We start from the raw sequence: 17,829 nt of genomic DNA, 5'->3' as shown, positions 1-17,829 counted from the left end.
AATGCTCCTGAACCTGTATTCAGTGTAGGCGTAAAAATGCCTTCAGTCGAAAAATTGCAGTTTTGTGGCTGAGGTTTAGCCTCTTGTTGCCGATAAAGCGCCGTAGCTGTTATGATGCAGCCGCTTTTTGTTAAAAACAGTCACAACTACGTGTTGTACTGTTTTGTTCTACCGCTCGTAAGGTTGAACCGCAAAAAGCATTCCCTGAAATTTAATTGAATCAACACGTGACCCTTGGTATGGGCCACCACTGTGAGGACTTATCATGCCAGTTATTACTTTACCTGACGGTAGTCAGCGTTCATTTGACGCCCCTTTATCTGTATTAGACGTTGCCAAAGACATTGGTCCTGGTTTAGCGAAAGCGACCATAGCCGGCAAAATCAATGGCCAGCTGGTTGATGCCTGTGAGCTGATCACTGAAGACGCTTCATTAAGCATTGTGACCGCCAAAGATCAGGAAGGTCTGGAAATTATCCGCCACTCCTGCGCTCACTTATTAGGTCATGCTATTAAGCAGTTATGGCCGAACACCAAAATGGCGATTGGTCCTGTGATCGACAACGGCTTTTATTACGACGTTGATTTAGACCGTCCAATCAGCAGCGATGACTTAGCGCAACTTGAAGAGCGCATGCTGCAACTGGCCAAAACCGAATATGACGTAGTGAAGAAAAAAGTAAGCTGGCAACAGGCTTATGACACCTTCGCTGCACGTGGCGAAAGCTACAAAATGGAAATACTCGATCAGAACGTCGCCAAAGACGACCAGCCGGGTTTATACCATCACGAAGAATACATCGACATGTGCCGTGGCCCTCACGTGCCAAATATGCGTTTCTGCCAACACTTTAAAGTGATGAAAGTGGCGGGCGCGTACTGGCGTGGTGACGCGAAAAACAAAATGCTGCAACGTGTATACGGCACAGCATGGGCTGATAAAAAGCAATTAGCTGCTTATTTACTGCAACTGGAAGAAGCGGAAAAGCGTGACCACCGTAAAATTGGTAAAGCTTTAGGTTTATTCCACTGGCAGGAAGAAGCACCAGGCATGGTGTTCTGGCACAACGACGGCTGGACTATTTTCCGCGAGCTGGAAACTTTTGTTCGTGAAAAGCTGGGCGAATACGATTACCAGGAAGTCAAAGGTCCATTTATGATGGACAAAGTGCTGTGGGAAAAATCCGGTCACTGGGAAAAGTACTCTGACAATATGTTTGTCACCAGTTCTGAAAACCGTGATTACGCCATCAAGCCTATGAACTGTCCTGGCCATGTGCAGATTTTTAACCAGGGCTTAAAGTCGTACCGTGATTTACCGCTGCGTATGGCTGAGTTTGGTTGCTGTCACCGTAACGAGCCATCAGGTGGTTTACACGGCCTGATGCGGGTGCGTGGTTTTACGCAGGATGACGCCCATATCTTCTGTACTGAAGATCAGGTGCAGGCTGAAGTATCGGCTTGTATCAAAATGGTCTTCGACGTGTACAGCACTTTTGGTTTCAAAGACGTACAGGTGAAATTATCCACTAGGCCGGAAAAACGCATTGGTACCGACGAAATGTGGCACCGTGCTGAGCAGGGGTTAGCAGAAGCTTTGGATGCCAATGGCATAGCTTATGACTTGCAGCATGGTGAAGGTGCCTTTTATGGCCCTAAAATTGAATTTACTTTACACGATTGCTTAGGCCGCGCCTGGCAATGTGGTACAGTGCAGCTCGATTTCGCTTTACCGGGTCGTTTAGGTGCAAGTTTTGTTGCTGAAGGCAACGACAGACAAGTACCAGTGATGATCCACCGTGCGATTTTAGGCTCGCTGGAGCGTTTTATCGGAATTCTGATTGAAGAATATGCAGGCTTTTTTCCAGCCTGGTTGGCCCCAACTCAGGTTGTGGTGATGAATATTACCGATAATCAGGCCGAATATGTGCAGGATTTAGTAAAAACTTTCAAATCTCATGGTATTAGAGCAATTTCTGACTTGAGAAATGAGAAGATAGGCTTTAAAATCCGCGAGCACACGCTACAGCGTGTTCCTTATTTAGTGGTAGTCGGTGACAAAGAAGTTGAAGCCGGTGATATCGCGTTAAGAACACGGAAGGGCGAAGACCTCGGAAAAATGAGTGTAAGCGACTTTGTAACTAAGTTGACCACTGAAATTAAAAACCGGGTCTAATTATTTTCACTCTTGGAGGAACATACTATTAAAGTAGGAAAGAAAACTTTACCGGCGAACAGACCAAACCGTATTAACGAAGAAATCAACGTTAAAGAAGTACGCTTGTTAGGTCTGGAAGGTGAGCAATTAGGTGTAGTAATCACTTCAGAAGCTATTCGTTTAGCAGAAGAAGCAGGCGCTGACTTGGTAGAGATTAGCCCAACCGCTGAACCACCTGTTTGTAAGTTGATGGACTATGGTAAGTTCCTGTTTGAGAAAGGCAAAGCTGCTAAAGAGCAGAAGAAAAAGCAAAAACAGATCCAGATTAAGGAAATAAAATTCCGTCCTGGAACTGATGAAGGCGATTACCAGGTAAAACTACGCAACCTGCGTCGCTTCATTGAAGAGGGTGACAAAGCTAAAGTAACGCTCCGCTACCGTGGTCGTGAAATGGCGCATTTGGACATCGGCATTGAGATGCTTAACCGGATTAAAGAAGATATGACAGATATAGCTATCTGTGAATCTTTCCCAAGCCGTGTTGAGGGTCGCCAGATGGTCATGATGCTGGCCCCAAATAAGAAGTAATAAGAGCTTTCAAGCATAAGATACGCCGCTTGAATAAAGCGGCGTTTTTTATCGCCTTATTATTCGTTGTAATTTAAACAATGCGAGTTATTTAACTATGCCAAAGATGAAAACCAACAAAGGTGCTGCAAAGCGCTTTAAAAAAACCGGCTCAGGCGGTTTTAAACGTAAGCAATCACATCTTCGCCACATTTTGACGAAGAAGTCTTCTAAGCGTAAGCGTCAGTTAGGTCCAAAAACGTTAGTTGCAAAAGTTGACGTGGCTGGTATCGCTCGTTGTCTGCCATACGCATAATATTAGGAGATTTTAAATGCCAAGAGTAAAACGTGGTGTGACAGCTCGCGCTCGTCACAAGAAGGTCTTAAACCAGGCTAAAGGTTACTACGGTGCCCGCAGTCGTGTTTATCGTGTCGCTTTCCAGGCAGTTATTAAAGCTGGCCAATACGCTTACCGTGACCGTCGTCAACGTAAACGTCAATTCCGTCAACTGTGGATCGCGCGTATCAACGCTGCATCTCGTCAGAACGGTTTATCTTACAGCCGCTTCATCGATGGTCTGAAAAGAGCATCTGTTGAAATCGACCGTAAGATCCTGGCTGATATCGCTGTATACGACAAAGGCGCATTTGCTGCTTTAGTCGCTAAGGCAAAAGAAGCTTTAACTGCTTAATTCTTTGAGCAGAGTAAAAGGCCACCTCCGGGTGGCTTTTTTATTGCCCTGCAAAAATACTCTAACTCCGCACGCTGCTTTTTCCCTTAGATTGATTTAACTCTCTGTTTTTACGATGGTATGCTGACCTTTACAGTCTCTAGATAAGAAAATTAGCTATGCCTCACTTTAAAGTTGCCGCTTTTACCCTTCTGGCCTTATTAGCTTTTGCCGGTAACTCGTTACTGTGTCGGGCCGCTTTGATCCACACTGATATTGATCCGGTCAGTTTTACTGCGGTGCGGCTGATGTCTGGGGCTTTGGTTCTTTGGCTACTGATTTCAATCCGGACAGAACATAATGCAGGTCAGGGAAATTGGTGGTCAGCTTTGGCTTTGTTTGTGTATGCCATCGCATTTTCAGTTTCTTACGTCAACTTAAATACGGCAGCAGGAGCTTTACTGTTATTTGGTGCAGTACAAGCCAGTATGATTGCCTATGGTCTCTGGCGGGGTGAGCGCTTTAGCTTGTTACAAAGCCTTGGTTTTGTCTTTGCTTGCGCTGGTCTGGTTGGCTTGTTATTGCCGGGTTTATCCGCACCTCCTGTAGGGGCTGGTTTGTTGATGATGTTTTCCGGCGTGGCCTGGGGAGTTTATTCATTGCGAGGGAAAGGCGGTGGTGACCCGATTAAAGTCACTGCAGGTAATTTCGTTCGCACTGTGCCTATGGCTTTGATCCTGGCTCTGGTGTTTCTTGACGGGCTTTTGCTTGATTTAGATGGTGTTTGGTACGCTGTATTATCCGGAGCTCTGACATCAGGTCTTGGTTACGCGCTTTGGTATACTGCGTTGCCTTATTTAAAAGCCAGTACAGCAGCGACAGTGCAACTGAGTGTGCCTTTGGTGGCTGCTGTGGGGGCAGTGCTGTTTTTGGCTGAGCCTTTTAGTTTACGTTTAATTTTGGCTTCAATAGCGATTTTAGGCGGCATAGCCCTGGTTACTTTGACGACACGTCAAGGCTAAGGACACAGCTTAAATCGCTACTACCAATTTGGCTTTGGTTGATCTGTCTGCATACGGATCACAAAAGGGCAGTTGGCGGGTGAAGTTGGCGATTTGCTGCACTTTACCGCGTTGTGGTCTTAATGTAGACCAATAACGAGCTCCGCCTTTGGGCTCTTTGCTCCAGCCTGGCTGGCTAATCACACCATCGGTTTTCACCCACTTGCTCATGATTTTCACACCACAGCTTAAATTCACTTTGGGGTCATGCAGATGCTGTGGCTGTTTAATATCACAGGAATAGCGCGCTTGGTTGGCGCTTTCGTGGGATATTTGCAATAAACCCCGGCTGATCACGCGGCGACCTTTGCCGTCCTTAAATTTTTCCTGATAAAACGACTGGGGCTTAAAGTTACTTTCAGGTTTAGCCATAGCGGAAAACAAAGCAACCCAGAATTTGCTGCGCTGTTGTTGCGGCAAACTGGCATACAGAGGGCAGAAGTTTTGTATATCGGCTGGCACCAGCTTGCTCAGTGGCGATTGTGCCACAGCCTGCTCTGTGATTCGGGTCCAGCTGCCATCGCGGTTGTTTTCCGACCAGGCGGCGTAATCTAAGCTTTTTTGATGGCTGATACTGCCCGCCATGGCAGATGTTGCCGATAAAGCACAAAGAGCTGTAAGCATAAGTAGGGGGAGATTCAGTGGCATCTGTTGTTTTTGTTCTTCCAGGTCAATAGTTTTGTATCGGCCTTATTCAGCCAAACTTCAGTTTCAGACTAGTGTTTTGTTGGCTTTGGCTCAAGCTTTTTTTGCCTGAAGCAGTGAATAGCTTAAATTCTCCCAGACAAGCTGCTTTGTGCTCTGGCAGAGCAGGGTAAAACCAGATATGGTGCTCATATTACGGCATTATCTTCAGGTGTAGCATGCCCCACGATCATTCAAAGCCAGACCACAAATCCCATCAGCATGGCGCAAGCTGCAATCACGGCCATGGATCAGTGCACGATCATGATCACAAGGATGACGACGAGCATAAGCATTCCCATGGCCTTTTTGGTCATCATCACCATCATCATGGCTCTGAGTCTGGCAATATCGCCACCGCCTTTTGGCTGAACTTCAGTTTTACTATTATCGAATTTATCGGCGGCTGGCTGACCAATAGCGTGGCTATTATGGCCGATGCGATGCACGATTTAGGCGATACACTGGCAATAGCTTTTGCCTGGTTTGCCGCTAAAATCGCAGGCAAAGAGGCGACGCCTCGTTACAGTTATGGCTACCGGCGCTGGTCCTTGCTGAGCGCTTTGGTCAACAGTGTGATTTTAGTGTTGGGCTCCTGCTGGATTTTGTATGAAGCCATACCTCGTTTATGGGAACCTCAACTGCCTCATGCGTTAGGTATGATGGGACTAGCGGTGTTAGGTGTGCTGGTAAACGGTGCTGCTGTATTTAAGTTAAGAGGTGGTAAAACCCAAAACGAAAAAATTCTGACCTGGCATCTGCTGGAGGATGTATTAGGCTGGGTTGCTGTGCTGGTGGGTTCTATTCTGATTTACTTTACCGACTGGGCTTGGGTTGACCCGGTATTAAGTATAGGTTTTACCTGCTTTATTCTGATCAATGTCTGGCGTAATTTGCGCCGTACCCTAGCACTTTTTTTACAGGTTAGCCCGGATCCAAAATTGGCGGCCAAATTAGAGCAACAGTTGCAGCATCTTGAGTTTGTGCAGGAAGTACATCACCTGCATTTATGGTCGCTGGATGGCGAAAAGCATGTATTAACAGCGCATCTGGTATTGAAAGCTGAGACTGCAGCAGAACAGTTAAAAACGCATAAAGAACAAATACGGCAGCTGCTCCAGCCCTATCAGCTGGAACATACCACCATAGAGTTTGAGTTTAATCAGGAAGTTTGCCGGGACCAGCACTGAGCAGGTGTGAGAAGGGCGCAGATAAAATCGCGCCCTTATGGTTTCGAGATGCATCGGATTGGCGATTACAGCTGGCCATCCTGCAAACTGATTTCATCCAAAGACAGAGAAAAGCTTGGGATAAAAATCTCAAGGAAGTAGTTCACTTCCGGCAGAGCATAGCCTTCGAGTACGTTTTCCAGCCGCTTTTTCGCCAGCACAAATTCATGATTGCCGGCAGACAGCTCTTCCAGAGTCTTCACATAAGCACACAGCGTATCCGCCGCTTTGACCAGCAGCTTTTCATCCACTGAATACTGCTCTGACAGCAGCAACGACTGATAAAAGGGCTGCAATTTCTCTGGCAACATCGATAGCAGCTTTTGCTCTGCAATACGTTCTATCTTTTTGTATTCCTGAGCAATTTGCGCGTTAAAGTACTTTACTGGCGTAGGTAAATCCCCTGTCAGTACTTCACTGGCGTCATGAAATAACGCCAGTGTTGCCACCCGCTCAGGTTGTACTTCACCAGCAAATACTTCACGACGAATAAGCGCCAGCATATGGGCCACCACAGCCACCTGATGGCTGTGTTCAGCCACATTTTCAGTATTGACGTTTCTCATCAGTGGCCATCTGTTAATAAGCTTCATCCGGAACAGATGAGCGAAAAAATGGCTTGGTTTTTTATCCGTAATCATTATGGCCTTTTACTGCTAATCCACTACTGCTGATGCTACTGTTGATAGCCCGGTAAAAACTGTGCTAAACGGCCAATTGCCATTTCCAGCTGTTCTTTGTGCGGTAAAAACACAATGCGGAAATGATCCGGCTCCGGCCAGTTAAAAGCCCTACCATGCACCAAAAGTACTTTATGCTGGCGAAGGAAATCCAGCACCATCAGTTCATCATCTTTGATTTTAAACTTTTTACGATCCAGCTTAGGGAATAAGTACATAGCGCCTTTAGGCCGCACACAGCTGATACCATCAATACTGGTGACCAGTTTATGGGCTAAGTCCATTTGGTCGTACAAACGGCCACCTGGTATGATCAGCTCGTTAATACTCTGGTAGCCACCTAAAGCCGTTTGTACCGCATGCTGACAAGGCACGTTGGCACAGAGGCGCATAGACGCCAGAATATTTAAGCCTTCTACATAGTGCTTGGCCAGATGTTTAGCGCCGGACAATAAAATCCAGCCGACACGAAAACCAGCAATACGGTAGTTTTTCGATAAACCACCGAAAGTCAGCATAAATAAATCGTCTGTTAACGAAGCTGTCGTAACGTGCTCTGCGCCGTCATACAAAATTTTGTCGTAAATTTCATCACTCATCACCACCAACTTATGCTCACGGGCAATGGCCAGCAGATCCAATAAAACCGCTTTAGAGTACACGGCACCTGTTGGGTTATTTGGGTTAATCAACACCAGAGCTTTGGTTTTTTTTGTGATTTTGGCGCGAATATCGGCTAAATCCGGAAACCAGTCTGATTGCTCATCGCAGCGATAATGCACCGCATTGCCACCGGCCAGATTGACTGCAGCTGTCCAGAGTGGATAATCAGGGGAGGGGATCAACACCTCATCACCGTTATTCAAAAGTGCCTGTAAGGACATCAGAATAAGTTCTGATACGCCATTACCAATGTACACGTCATCCGCATCTGCGCCTAAAATGCCACGCTGCTGATAATACTGCGCCACTGCAACCCGGGCTGGATATATGCCCTGTGAATCGCTGTAGCCCTGAGCTGTGGGCAGGTTGTGGATCACGTGTTTTAAAATTTCATCCGGCGCTTCAAAACCAAAAGGCGCGGGATTACCAATATTGAGCTTTAAAATACGCTGACCTTCTTCTTCCATCCGTTTGGCTTCACGTGCCACCGGACCCCGAATGTCATAACAAACCCCATCTAATTTTGTCGAGCGCTCTATTGGTTTCATACCGCTATCCTATCTACTCCGTTTGTTAATTAGTAATATCTTTGCTTACACCTTTTTACACGCCTAGACGTCTTTTGCAAGTATGATTGCAAAAAAAATCGGCGAAATCAGGAGCTTTATGACAAGTCTGCGAACTATCCCTGTGGGCGCCGTGGTTGGCTGCGAAATTTTTCAGTTTTTTGAGCACACAGGCATTTACATAGGAGAAGGGCAAATAGTGGAGCTGGCAGGGTCTGGTTTAGTGCGTTCCTTATCCTTTCAGAGATTTTTAGCCGACCGCTCTGGCGCTGAACTGATTTTTGCTACCAATCCGGCAGGTGACATCATAGGCTCAGAAATTGCTGCCAACAGGGCTATCGAGCAGATTTACAGTTATCAGGATTACGACTTGTTAAGGAACAACTGCCACCGCTTTACTTACGCTTGTATCAGCGGTGACTCATTGCCATTAACCAGTTTTTTTGATTTAAAGCAGGCACTAACAACGTACTGGCGCTTTACCCCCAATTGGTTGCATAAAGCGCCTTAGCAGACCAATTACTGGTTATCGCGCACTTCAATATCACCTACACCTACATTGGCTTCCAGTCCAGCTTTGCCTGAGCCATTTAACTCACTCGAACTGGTGACTAATACACGTTCCTGCTGATAACGGCCTTTGCCACCTTTAATAGATGTATCACCTACACCAGCATCCAGTTCGATGGAAGCATAGAGGCTGGTATCTACTTTGATGTCAACATCGCCTACACCCAAATCGACATTGATATCTGAAGTCAGATCGTCAACTTCAACAGAGCCTACACCTAAATTTAATGCCACTGCCATTTCTGCAGGCATTTTTACTGTCCAGCTTTGTTTTACATCGTCGTCATCTTCCAAATCGACCTTCAGTTTCAGGGTGGAACCGTCTTCACGTACATTGATGCTTGCGTCTGATATATCAGAGCTGCGACCTAACCAGTTTTTGTCAGCTTCTAACTCGACAACTAAGCTGATTTCTGTTCCTTCAGCTACTTTTACGTCAATTTCACCAACAGGAACGTCGAGCACCAGCTTGGTAAAGCTTTTTGCATCTATAGTTTTTTCCAGCACTTTGACATCGTCAGCTACTGCTGTTGTTGCAGATAAAGCCAAAACCAGAGCAGAAATTAAAGTAAGTTTACGCATGTTATTCTCCTTTTTTCATAGTTATAGCCGAGTATGCAGTTTTCTTGCTAACTTAAATATTGTTTAAATACAATATGTTAGTGTTTCCTTGTCCTGGTGGGTTTAGTGTTCAGGCCATTTTGTGGTCGAAACTATCAACGGATCTGGTTAGAATACGCACCGTTGTGGTCCAGCTCATTCAGTGGCGGGCTCGGATAAAGGCGAAATCAGGGTATCGCATGAAAAAAACAGAATTGAGCTTTTGGTTGTTGTTATGGGCTGTCGTGCTTTGTGCCGCGGCTTACCCATGGCTGAGACCTGCTCCTGTTGAAGACATTGCTTCGTTAGCAGAATGGCAAATGCCTTCTAAACTTTCAGCTTTGGATGCTGCGGACCAGCGCAAGTTGTTAAAACGACTGGCTTATCCTGTGGCTATGCCCGAATTACTGCCTGTGCCAGATTTTGAGCAATACAAAGATGTGGTTGAAAAGAAAAAGGCTTTTTTTGACTATTTATTACCTTTTATAGAACGAGAAAACGCCAGACTATTGCATATCCGGCAGCAGATCATCGAAGTTCAGCAGAAGCAGACTCAACAAGAACTGACAGTGGAAGAATACGCTTTTATTTATAGTCTGTACGACGAATTTAAGCTGGATTATCCGGACGTAGATGCGGAAGGTTTTCGCTTATTGTTGAGCCGGGTCGACATGATACCTGCGGACTTAGTGCTGATCCAGGCGGCAAAAGAATCAGGCTGGGGCACCAGTCGCTTTGCTTTAGAGGCCTATAACTTTTTTGGTCAGTGGTGTTTCAGAGCAGGTTGTGGTGTGGTACCACAAAAACGCAGTGCAGGTAAATACCATGAGGTGGCAGTGTTTCCTCATGTAGCTGCTGCAATTAACAGTTACTTCTACAATCTGAACACCTTTTATGTGTATGAAAATTTACGTCAAATCAGGGCAAAACGCCGCGCTGAAGGCGAAGTAGCCGGACACCATCTGGTGACAGGGTTGATCCGGTATTCAGAGCGTGGCCAGGATTATGTTAACGAAATCCATACCATGCTCAAAGCCAATACTAAACATATAGACAGCTAATGATGAAATCTTATGTTCTGGCCAGTGCGCTGGTTGTTTTTAGCGGTTCAGCCTTAGCTGATACCGTATTTAATTACGATGGCTTTTATTCCCGGATGAAAAAAAGCGAGAAGGTCGAATTCAGTGATATTACGCTGGCCTTTATGCTGCAAAAAGCCGGCACTAACGATCCTTGTGTTGTGGACAATGCAGTGATCACAACAGACATTTCTGAAGCTCCTTTAACTATCGCCAACAATGGTGAGCTGATTCTACCTTACGATGAGTTGCTTAATAGCCGTAAAGCATTAATCGTATTGAAGCAGCCAGAGGGTGCTCATTCCTGCGATTTAAACTTTAAGTTACGCAGCAAAATGCCAGTGCCACAACAGGTGACTGTTGCTCAACTGCGTAAGTTACAAAGCCAGTTCGACGAGCTTTTAGATTCATTGGCTGGTCTTGGTAAGTACTGGTTACCAGATGTTTCGGGTTTAACTCTGCATTTTGCGACCGAAGTGATGGCGCAAAGTACAGATGCAACTTTTCAGCAGCAACTGCTGTGTGAGCAAACTCGTTGTCGTATTCAATTACCAGCCAATTTGGCTGACAGTGCAACAGTTGAGTTTTCTAAAGTACCGGATCACGCCACGCCTTTGTTACAGCAACCTTAAACCAAATGCCGGAGCTGGTACTTTATCTGCTGACCCACAGCAGAGAACTGCAAAAGGACACCAATACCGGTGCTCTGGTGCTCCAGTCTTTGGCCGCTTCTGCGAAGGTCAGGGTTGAATTGATCGAGTGGCAGCGGAAAGAGCCCAATGTGCTGCTGTTAGAATTAGCGACTCAGCAACAGCTGGGGTTAGTTTATCCCTTGTCACCTGAGCTGATGACGGCTGAAACGCCTGTAGCCTGTTATCTGTTGCAGCTGGGCCTGTATCAGCCTCAAAATCTAACGGCTTCTAATCAACTGGCATTGCGCCAGGCTGAAGCTGTCAGACATTGGCTGTTGTTGGATGCAACCTGGCAGGAAGCAGCCAAAATGCTCAGGCAAAGCTCATATTTGCAATCCTGCTATCGGTTGGGTATTTCAGCTGATCAGCCTTCATCCTATAAACTGCGGCGTAACCAAAAAGAAGGGGCTTTGTGTACAGTTGAAGTGGTGATGGAACTGTTGCTACAAAGCGGTTACCCGAATGAAAAAGAGCAGCTGATGCTGCTCTTTGATGAATTTAACAAGCGCTGTTGAATTCTGAATTGTGGCCTGACATAGGATTGGAATTATAGACGGGCGGGGCAAGCCCGGTCCCTACAGTAGTTCTACAAACTGAACTTTGTCAGTTGCTGGTTCGTCTTCATCCTGGATTAAACCTACCGGTACTTTAGGTACGTCAGGTTTATCAAAGGCCATATCACCTTCTGCAGGTAGTGGGCTGTCCTTACTGATGCCGGCAAAATCAAACAGATTTTTGTCAATCATATGAGAAGGCACAATATTCTGCATGGCCTGAAACATAGTTTCGATGCGGCCAGGGAAACGTTTGTCCCAGTCCTGCAGCATTTCCTTGACGACCTGACGCTGCAAACCATCTTGTGAGCCGCATAAGTTACAAGGAATGATCGGAAACTCACGGGCAATGGAGTATTTTTCGATGTCTTTTTCGCGGCAATAGGCCAGAGGGCGAATGACGATATGCTCGCCGTTGTCACTGATCAGCTTAGCTGGCATGGACTTCATTTTTCCGCCGTAAAACATATTCAGAAACATAGTTTCAATCATGTCGTCGCGGTGATGGCCCAATGCAATTTTAGTGGCTCCAAGCTCTTTGGCTGTGCGATACAAAATGCCACGGCGCAGACGGGAGCATAAAGAGCAGGTGGTTTTGCCTTCAGGAATTTTGTCTTTGACAATAGAGTAGGTGTCTTCAGTCACAATCTGAAAATCAACACCAATACGGCTTAAATAATTGGGCAAAACATCGGCCGGAAAACCAGGTTGTTTCTGGTCCAGATTCACTGCAACTATAGAAAATTGAATAGGGGCGGATTGTTGCAGGTTGAGCAATATGTCCAGCATAGTGTAGCTGTCTTTACCACCTGACAAGCACACCATGACTTTGTCGCCTTCTTCAATCATATTAAAGTCAGCAATAGCCTGACCTACGCCACGGCGCAGGCGTTTGTGTAATTTGTTCAGGTTATATTGTGCTTTGGCTTCGGCTGCATGTGACATAAAACAACGACCCTACGGAAAAATGGCGCGTAGTATAACCAACTACGCGCCAGCTTTGTAGCTTTGGATCTTGCGGAACTTAATGTTTTGCTAAAGGGCAAACAAAACCTGCTGGTTTGACAGCCAAAACGTCACAATCGAGCCTGTCTATCACATGCTCAGCTGTATTGCCAATAATGGCCGCTGATAAACCAGTACGGCCAATGGTGCCAATCACCACCATTTCGGCATCCAGTTGTTGCGCCATTTTTGGGATCACATCTTCTGGCATACCTTCAAGGACATGGGTCTGACTGGAATCTAATTCAAACTCTCGCGCCAGCTTTTGTACTGAATCCAGATGGTGGTTTTTCATGGTCTGGTTGTATTCCTGTGGATTGAATTCAGGAATTTCGATAGCAATATTGACCGGCGTACCAGGGAAAGCGTTCACCAGCTGCACTTTGCCGTTAAGCAGAGCGGCCAGTTGTTTCGATTGCTGAATAATACGTTGATTCAATGAGCTATGGTGGCTTTGCTCACTGCCAGCATTTACAGCTGCCACTATATTGCCATGCTCCGGCCAGTCATGATCTTTGACCAGCAATACGGGGCAAGGGCACTTACGCAAAATATGCCAGTCGGTTGGGGTAAATATCATGGACTTCAATACGTCGTGATCATGGGTGCCTTTGATCACCAAATCGTACTCTTTTTCTAAAACAGCCTGCACTATGGCCTCAAAAGGCCTGTTGTGCCAGACCACCTGAATATCAATCTTCAGGCCTTGCTCCTGATAAACGGCCACCAGTTCACTGATCCAAAGTTCACGGTCGTTGATCACGGCTTGACGCATCGACTCGCGTTCTTCACCGGATAACATAGTGGTCATTTCGTAAGAAAAATCGTAAATGGATAAAAAGGCCGTCAGTTGGCAGTCTTGTAGTTTGGCCAGTTCAACGGCCCGATTCAGGGCTTTTTGTTCAGCCACAGAAGGGTCCAGCACTACCAATACTTTTGGATATAAGGTCATATCATGCTCCTGCTAAGCTAAGGCGTACCCTGTAAGTGTAGCCAAGGTAGCGAAGGTAGGCTGATAATTCCTTGTGCTGGATCAATACTTTGTATGATCAGCGAGCGATAGCGGAGCCACCAGCCAGTTTGCTTAAAGCGTCCGGATTACTGATGCTGATCAGTTTTCCATCCACCTGTATTAAATCGTCCTTATGGAATCGACCTAATAAACGGCTAATAGTTTCAACAGTCAGGCCTAAATAATTGCCTATTTCGCCTCGGGTCATGCTTAAACGAAATTCTTTTTTTGAAAAACCACGATTAGAAAAACGTTGAGCCAGATTGGTTAAAAAGGCGGCCAGTTTTTCTTCAGCATTTTTCCGGTTCAGCAATAACAACATTTGCTGATCACCGCTAATATCCTGACTCATCAGCCGCATCATTTGTTGACGAAGTTTGGGTAATTCGCCCATCAACTGGTCCATTTGACTGTAAGGTATTTCACAGACCATAGCGGTTTCGAGTGCCTGAGCAAAGCTGGGATGCTGCTGCTCGCCTATCGCATCAAAACCTATCACATCACCAGGCAAATGAAAGCCGGTAATTTGTTCTTCGCCGGATTCGGTTAAGGTAAAAGTTTTAAAAGATCCGCTACGCACGGCATACAGAGAATGCAAAGCTGTACCGGCTTCCACCAAAAAGTCACCTTTATGCAAAGGCTTTTTACGTTCGATAATATCGTCCAGCGTGTCCAATTCAGCATTACTCAGGCTGAAGGGCAGGCATAACTGACTAAAACCGCAGTGTTGGCAACTTAAATTTGAACCGGACATAGATATTCCTTTATAGCAACTTTCCCAGCTTAGAAAAGTCGTGGAGCTAATGCAATAGCTATAGTGTACAACGCATAGAGCGCCAGTAAAAAAGCAGCACTGGCTCTGATCAGTTTATTATTTTTAAACTGACTTAACTGACGGGCAAAGCTTCCCACCGCCAGCATGGCTGGTAAAGTTCCGATACCAAAAGCCAACATCAGTAAAGCGCCTTGTAAGGCGTTGCCACTGGCCAGACTCCAGCCTAAACTGCTGTACACCAGACCACAAGGTAAAAAACCCCAACATAGACCATAAGCTAAGGCTTTGTGGCTGCTATCAAGGGGTAACAAAGTTTTGGCGACAGGCTGAACTTTACGCCACAAAGCCGAGCCAAACTTTTCCAGTACAGTCAAAGCAAACCACAAGCGTGCCACATAAAAGGCCATCAGCAGCAGCAGGACACCGGCAAGCAGTTTTAGCCAGAATAAACTAATACCTAGTTTGACCAGCACGGCTGCACCAAAAGCCCCTGTCAGTGCGCCTAAAAGGCTATAAATCGTTAAACGGCCGAGGCTGAGCATCAGTTGCAACTTCAGTTGCTGTATCAGACTCAAGCCGGGCATAGAGAGTTGAAGTGCACTGGCTATACCGCCACACATCACCAGGCAATGACTGCTGCCTAAAAAACCAATAGTCAAAGCGGCAAAAAGGTTTACTGCAAGTTCAGCGTTCATTGAGGCGGCAGTTTGTCTTTATCGTTTTGAGGGGCGGCTTGTTTTTCTTCTTCAAACAAAATGCTCATGCCTTCTTTGTTTAAATCATCAAACTGGCGGCTACGTACAGCCCAAAAAAAGATGCCAAGGCCAATGCAGACAAAAAGTATGGCGATAGGGATCAGCACATAAATAATACTCATGGTTTGAGTAACCTCAGCGAGTTAGACACCACTAAAATAGAACTGAATGACATGCCAATCACGGCTATATAAGGCGATACAAAACCTGCTACAGCTAAAGGAATGATCACCAGATTGTAACCCACAGCCCACCATAGATTTTGCTTCACAATACGCTGCGCAAGCACGGCCCCTTCAATCAATTGCTGCACTAAGTGTAAGTCATTGTGCAGCAAGACCACATCAGCCTGATTTTTTGATAAATCTGTGCCTGAATCTAATGCCACTGAAACATGAGCGGCGTGGAAGCAAGGGCTGTCATTAATACCGTCGCCCAGCATCAGCACTTTATCACCTTGCGAGACGGCCTGCTGGATATGTTCTACTTTTTGTTCAGGACTACAGCCTTTAAATACCTGATCAAACTGCAATTGGTGCTGCACTTCTTCCACTTGAACAGAAGAGTCACCCGTCAGCATAGACAAGGTTAAACCACGTTGTTTTAAGGCAGTCATAAGGGCAGGGACTTCCGGGCGAAGCGCATCGGAAAGTTCCACCGATAACACTAATTGATTATTGATGGTGCAGCAAACGGCAGCAGCTGTCTGGTGCTGAACAGCACAAAAAGCCGCGCTGCCCACTTTAACAGTCAAGGAAACATCATTTTGCAGCCAGAGCGCCGATAAGCCTGAGCCAACATGCACTTGTACCTGCTCAACTTTTATCTCTGTGTTCAGGTAAGAGTTAAAGGCTCGGGCTATAGGGTGCTCTGAGTAGGTTTCAATACGGGCAATCAATGCTAACAGGCTTGCTTCGTCATATGCAGTGTTATGCAGTTGGGTGCGTAAAATACTAAAACGGCCTTGGGTCAGACTACCGGTTTTATCAAGAAATACCGATGTCAGTTGTGGCAGTATTTCCAGCACTTGTTGGTTTTTTATCAAAATTCCTTTGCGGTTTAAACGAGCCAAAGCACAGGTAATAGCAGTCGGCGTGGCTAAGGTTAAAGCGCAAGGGCAGGTGGCGACCAGCACCGATAAGGTGACCCAAAAGGCTCTTTCCTGATCCAGCCAGAAATACCAGACTAAAAAAGTAGCCAAAGCTATGACCAACAAACGCTGAATAAAAAAGCGTGCAAGTTGGGTGGTTTTTTCAACGATTTGCGGTTTTTGGTTCAGAGTCTGCTGCTGCAGACTAATGATCTGGCCTAAACGGGAAGAGACTAAAGCCTGATGTACTGTAACTTTTAATACACCGTCATGATTAATACTGCCTGCCATCACAAGGTCGCCAGCTGCTTTGCTGACAGCCTTGTATTCGCCGGTGAGCATGGATTCGTCCACCGAACTTTCGCCCGAAAGCACAACACCGTCTGCGGCTATGGTTTCACCGGCTTGTACTAAAATAATCTGTCCTGCTTCCAAACGACGGGCTGAGGTTGGAATGAGTTCATCACCTTGCACCAGTCGGGCTGATACCGGCATGATTTTTAATAAATTTCCGGTCGCTGCACGGGCCTGTGCTCTGGCGCGGAATTCAAAAAACTTACCGAGCTGCAGCAAAAACACAAACATACACACAGATTCAAAATAGACTTCACCTATGCCAAATAAAGTCGCGTAAGCCGAAGCGATAAAGGTATAAAACACAGCCAGAGTCACTGGCACATCCATATTCAGCTCGCGGCCTTTGATTGCCCGCCAGGCACTTAAAGTAAAAGGCTTAGCGCTGTAAAACACCACAGGAGTGGTTAATAACAAACTGATCCAGCGTAAATAACCTTCAAATTGGGGTTCTATGCCAGTGTATTCGCCAAAATACAGGCCAAACGCCAGCATCATTACCTGCATACTCATAATACCGGACACAGCCAGGCGCTTTAAAAAACGGCGTAGCTCGGCTTGCTGAATAGCTTCTTCCTGATCGGCCATAAAAGGCGAAGCCTGATAGCCTAATTGACTGATACTGGTGAGGATATCGCTGAGTTTAAGTTGTTTTACATCCCAACTAAGGATGCAGCGGGCTGTACTGGAGTTGACGCTGACGCTGTAGACGGCAGGATTCTTTTTCAGTTGCTTTTCAATCAGCCAGGCGCAGGCTGCACAGCTGATCCCACTGATGGATAACTCAATTTGAGTTTGGTTATCTTTGTTTTGGGTCAGATCGGCCAGTACTTCAGCGCTGTCATAATTGACCAATTGCAATTGACCGGGTACCAGTTCAGCTTTACTGGCAGGGGCAGTTCGGAATTTATAATAATCACCCAGTCCCTGATCGATAATAGTTTCAGCAACAGCCAGACAACCAGGGCAGCAAAACTGCCTCTGTTGTTGCTCTATAAGCAGGCTAAAATCTGAACCTTTGGGAATAACTTCATTGCAGTGAAAACAACCTGAATACGACACTG

20 protein-coding genes are annotated in these 17,829 nt (G+C 46.1%); 10 read left to right on the top strand and 10 right to left on the bottom strand.

Annotation, left to right across the window (positions count from 1 at the left end; all coding sequences use genetic code 11):
• The first annotated feature begins 265 nt into the window (after positions 1–265).
• The 5 genes from thrS to LSG37_RS08495 all read left to right on the top strand — a co-directional run bounded on the left by thrS (position 266) and on the right by LSG37_RS08495 (position 4,418).
• A complete protein-coding gene (gene thrS / locus LSG37_RS08515; protein ID WP_233079465.1) occupies positions 266–2,176 on the top strand; it encodes a threonine--tRNA ligase in 1,911 nt (636 codons plus the stop codon).
• A gap of 12 nt (positions 2,177–2,188) precedes the next feature.
• Positions 2,189–2,746 carry a translation initiation factor IF-3 gene (gene infC, locus LSG37_RS08510; RefSeq protein ID WP_086003567.1) on the top strand — a complete coding sequence of 186 codons (558 nt, stop codon included), beginning with the start codon at positions 2,189–2,191 and terminating at the stop codon, positions 2,744–2,746.
• A gap of 97 nt (positions 2,747–2,843) precedes the next feature.
• A complete protein-coding gene (gene rpmI / locus LSG37_RS08505) occupies positions 2,844–3,041 on the top strand; it encodes a 50S ribosomal protein L35 (protein ID WP_040554869.1) in 198 nt (65 codons plus the stop codon).
• Positions 3,042–3,057: 16 nt separating this feature from the next.
• Entirely contained in the window at positions 3,058–3,417 is a 360-nt protein-coding gene (gene rplT, locus LSG37_RS08500; protein ID WP_008898705.1) for a 50S ribosomal protein L20, read from the top strand.
• A gap of 158 nt (positions 3,418–3,575) precedes the next feature.
• The gene (locus LSG37_RS08495; protein WP_233079464.1) at positions 3,576–4,418 is read left to right on the top strand and encodes a DMT family transporter; all 843 of its coding nucleotides are present in this window, start codon (positions 3,576–3,578) and stop codon (positions 4,416–4,418) included.
• 9 nt (positions 4,419–4,427) lie between these two features.
• Here LSG37_RS08495 and LSG37_RS08490 read toward each other — a convergent pair whose 3' ends face one another.
• Positions 4,428–5,042 (bottom strand): transglycosylase SLT domain-containing protein, encoded by a 615-nt coding sequence (locus LSG37_RS08490; RefSeq protein WP_233079463.1) that lies wholly within the window; start codon positions 5,040–5,042, stop codon positions 4,428–4,430.
• A 278-nt stretch (positions 5,043–5,320) separates the two neighbouring features.
• On the opposite strand from LSG37_RS08490, the gene LSG37_RS08485 reads away from it, so the two are divergent.
• Entirely contained in the window at positions 5,321–6,331 is a 1,011-nt protein-coding gene (locus LSG37_RS08485) for a cation diffusion facilitator family transporter (RefSeq protein ID WP_233079462.1), read from the top strand.
• Between the two features lie 65 nt (positions 6,332–6,396).
• On the opposite strand, the gene yfbR is transcribed toward LSG37_RS08485, so the two are convergent.
• Entirely contained in the window at positions 6,397–7,011 is a 615-nt protein-coding gene (gene yfbR, locus LSG37_RS08480; RefSeq protein WP_269836527.1) for a 5'-deoxynucleotidase, read from the bottom strand.
• A 35-nt stretch (positions 7,012–7,046) separates the two neighbouring features.
• The gene (locus LSG37_RS08475) at positions 7,047–8,261 is read right to left on the bottom strand and encodes a pyridoxal phosphate-dependent aminotransferase (protein ID WP_233079460.1); all 1,215 of its coding nucleotides are present in this window, start codon (positions 8,259–8,261) and stop codon (positions 7,047–7,049) included.
• Positions 8,262–8,379: 118 nt separating this feature from the next.
• On the opposite strand from LSG37_RS08475, the gene LSG37_RS08470 reads away from it, so the two are divergent.
• A complete protein-coding gene (locus LSG37_RS08470; protein ID WP_233079459.1) occupies positions 8,380–8,790 on the top strand; it encodes a lecithin retinol acyltransferase family protein in 411 nt (136 codons plus the stop codon).
• An 8-nt stretch (positions 8,791–8,798) separates the two neighbouring features.
• On the opposite strand, the gene LSG37_RS08465 is transcribed toward LSG37_RS08470, so the two are convergent.
• The gene (locus LSG37_RS08465; protein ID WP_233079458.1) at positions 8,799–9,431 is read right to left on the bottom strand and encodes a toast rack family protein; all 633 of its coding nucleotides are present in this window, start codon (positions 9,429–9,431) and stop codon (positions 8,799–8,801) included.
• Between the two features lie 218 nt (positions 9,432–9,649).
• Here LSG37_RS08465 and LSG37_RS08460 point away from each other — a divergent pair, with 218 nt between their 5' ends.
• Genes LSG37_RS08460 through LSG37_RS08450 form a run of 3 tightly spaced genes read left to right on the top strand, consistent with a single transcriptional unit; the run spans position 9,650 to position 11,735 of the window.
• Complete coding sequence (locus LSG37_RS08460; RefSeq protein WP_233079457.1) at positions 9,650–10,510, top strand: glucosaminidase domain-containing protein; 861 nt, start codon at positions 9,650–9,652, stop codon at positions 10,508–10,510.
• Positions 10,510–11,160 (top strand): DUF2987 domain-containing protein, encoded by a 651-nt coding sequence (locus LSG37_RS08455; protein ID WP_233079456.1) that lies wholly within the window; start codon positions 10,510–10,512, stop codon positions 11,158–11,160. The genes LSG37_RS08460 and LSG37_RS08455 overlap by 1 nt, the downstream gene beginning before the upstream one ends.
• A 5-nt stretch (positions 11,161–11,165) precedes the next feature.
• Positions 11,166–11,735, top strand: coding sequence for a DTW domain-containing protein (locus LSG37_RS08450; protein WP_233079455.1), 570 nt, complete (start codon positions 11,166–11,168; stop codon positions 11,733–11,735).
• A gap of 60 nt (positions 11,736–11,795) precedes the next feature.
• Here the strand turns inward: LSG37_RS08450 and ttcA are convergent, their stop codons facing one another.
• From ttcA to LSG37_RS08420, 6 genes are all read right to left on the bottom strand, one after another.
• Positions 11,796–12,719, bottom strand: coding sequence for a tRNA 2-thiocytidine(32) synthetase TtcA (ttcA, locus tag LSG37_RS08445; RefSeq protein ID WP_233079454.1), 924 nt, complete (start codon positions 12,717–12,719; stop codon positions 11,796–11,798).
• Between the two features lie 79 nt (positions 12,720–12,798).
• Entirely contained in the window at positions 12,799–13,731 is a 933-nt protein-coding gene (uspE, locus tag LSG37_RS08440) for a universal stress protein UspE (protein ID WP_233079453.1), read from the bottom strand.
• 97 nt (positions 13,732–13,828) lie between these two features.
• A complete protein-coding gene (fnr, locus tag LSG37_RS08435; RefSeq protein WP_300931057.1) occupies positions 13,829–14,551 on the bottom strand; it encodes a fumarate/nitrate reduction transcriptional regulator Fnr in 723 nt (240 codons plus the stop codon).
• Positions 14,552–14,574: 23 nt separating this feature from the next.
• Positions 14,575–15,261, bottom strand: coding sequence for a sulfite exporter TauE/SafE family protein (locus tag LSG37_RS08430; protein WP_233079451.1), 687 nt, complete (start codon positions 15,259–15,261; stop codon positions 14,575–14,577).
• On the bottom strand, positions 15,258–15,443 hold the full coding sequence (gene ccoS, locus LSG37_RS08425; protein ID WP_233079450.1) for a cbb3-type cytochrome oxidase assembly protein CcoS: 186 nt from the start codon (positions 15,441–15,443) through the stop codon (positions 15,258–15,260). Before ccoS ends, LSG37_RS08430 begins: the two co-directional genes overlap by 4 nt.
• Positions 15,440–17,827, bottom strand: a complete 2,388-nt coding sequence (locus LSG37_RS08420) for a heavy metal translocating P-type ATPase (protein ID WP_233079449.1) — start codon at positions 17,825–17,827, stop codon at positions 15,440–15,442. Before LSG37_RS08420 ends, ccoS begins: the two co-directional genes overlap by 4 nt.
• Between the last annotated feature and the right edge of the window lie 2 nt (positions 17,828–17,829).

The sequence above is a fragment of the Rheinheimera soli genome (assembly GCF_021290985.1).
In the GTDB taxonomy this organism is placed as follows: domain Bacteria; phylum Pseudomonadota; class Gammaproteobacteria; order Enterobacterales; family Alteromonadaceae; genus Pararheinheimera; species Pararheinheimera soli.
Note: the sequence above shows the minus strand (reverse complement) of the source record. Positions and strands in the feature narration are given on the sequence as shown.

What these genes read in the sequence shown, in the direction of transcription:
- thrS (WP_233079465.1), top strand. Translation starts at nt 266, where the DNA reads ATGCCAGTTATTACTTTACCTGACGGTAGTCAGCGTTCATTTGACGCC.
- LSG37_RS08470 (WP_233079459.1), top strand. Translation starts at nt 8,380, where the DNA reads ATGACAAGTCTGCGAACTATCCCTGTGGGCGCCGTGGTTGGCTGCGAA.
- LSG37_RS08490 (WP_233079463.1), bottom strand. Translation starts at nt 5,042, where the DNA reads ATGGCGGGCAGTATCAGCCATCAAAAAAGCTTAGATTACGCCGCCTGG.
- ccoS (WP_233079450.1), bottom strand. Translation starts at nt 15,443, where the DNA reads ATGAGTATTATTTATGTGCTGATCCCTATCGCCATACTTTTTGTCTGC.
- LSG37_RS08465 (WP_233079458.1), bottom strand. Translation starts at nt 9,431, where the DNA reads ATGCGTAAACTTACTTTAATTTCTGCTCTGGTTTTGGCTTTATCTGCA.
- rplT (WP_008898705.1), top strand. Translation starts at nt 3,058, where the DNA reads ATGCCAAGAGTAAAACGTGGTGTGACAGCTCGCGCTCGTCACAAGAAG.
- ttcA (WP_233079454.1), bottom strand. Translation starts at nt 12,719, where the DNA reads ATGTCACATGCAGCCGAAGCCAAAGCACAATATAACCTGAACAAATTA.
- LSG37_RS08475 (WP_233079460.1), bottom strand. Translation starts at nt 8,261, where the DNA reads ATGAAACCAATAGAGCGCTCGACAAAATTAGATGGGGTTTGTTATGAC.
- LSG37_RS08455 (WP_233079456.1), top strand. Translation starts at nt 10,510, where the DNA reads ATGATGAAATCTTATGTTCTGGCCAGTGCGCTGGTTGTTTTTAGCGGT.
- LSG37_RS08430 (WP_233079451.1), bottom strand. Translation starts at nt 15,261, where the DNA reads ATGAACGCTGAACTTGCAGTAAACCTTTTTGCCGCTTTGACTATTGGT.
- LSG37_RS08450 (WP_233079455.1), top strand. Translation starts at nt 11,166, where the DNA reads ATGCCGGAGCTGGTACTTTATCTGCTGACCCACAGCAGAGAACTGCAA.
- uspE (WP_233079453.1), bottom strand. Translation starts at nt 13,731, where the DNA reads ATGACCTTATATCCAAAAGTATTGGTAGTGCTGGACCCTTCTGTGGCT.
- LSG37_RS08495 (WP_233079464.1), top strand. Translation starts at nt 3,576, where the DNA reads ATGCCTCACTTTAAAGTTGCCGCTTTTACCCTTCTGGCCTTATTAGCT.
- rpmI (WP_040554869.1), top strand. Translation starts at nt 2,844, where the DNA reads ATGCCAAAGATGAAAACCAACAAAGGTGCTGCAAAGCGCTTTAAAAAA.
- LSG37_RS08460 (WP_233079457.1), top strand. Translation starts at nt 9,650, where the DNA reads ATGAAAAAAACAGAATTGAGCTTTTGGTTGTTGTTATGGGCTGTCGTG.
- yfbR (WP_269836527.1), bottom strand. Translation starts at nt 7,011, where the DNA reads ATGATTACGGATAAAAAACCAAGCCATTTTTTCGCTCATCTGTTCCGG.
- LSG37_RS08485 (WP_233079462.1), top strand. Translation starts at nt 5,321, where the DNA reads ATGCCCCACGATCATTCAAAGCCAGACCACAAATCCCATCAGCATGGC.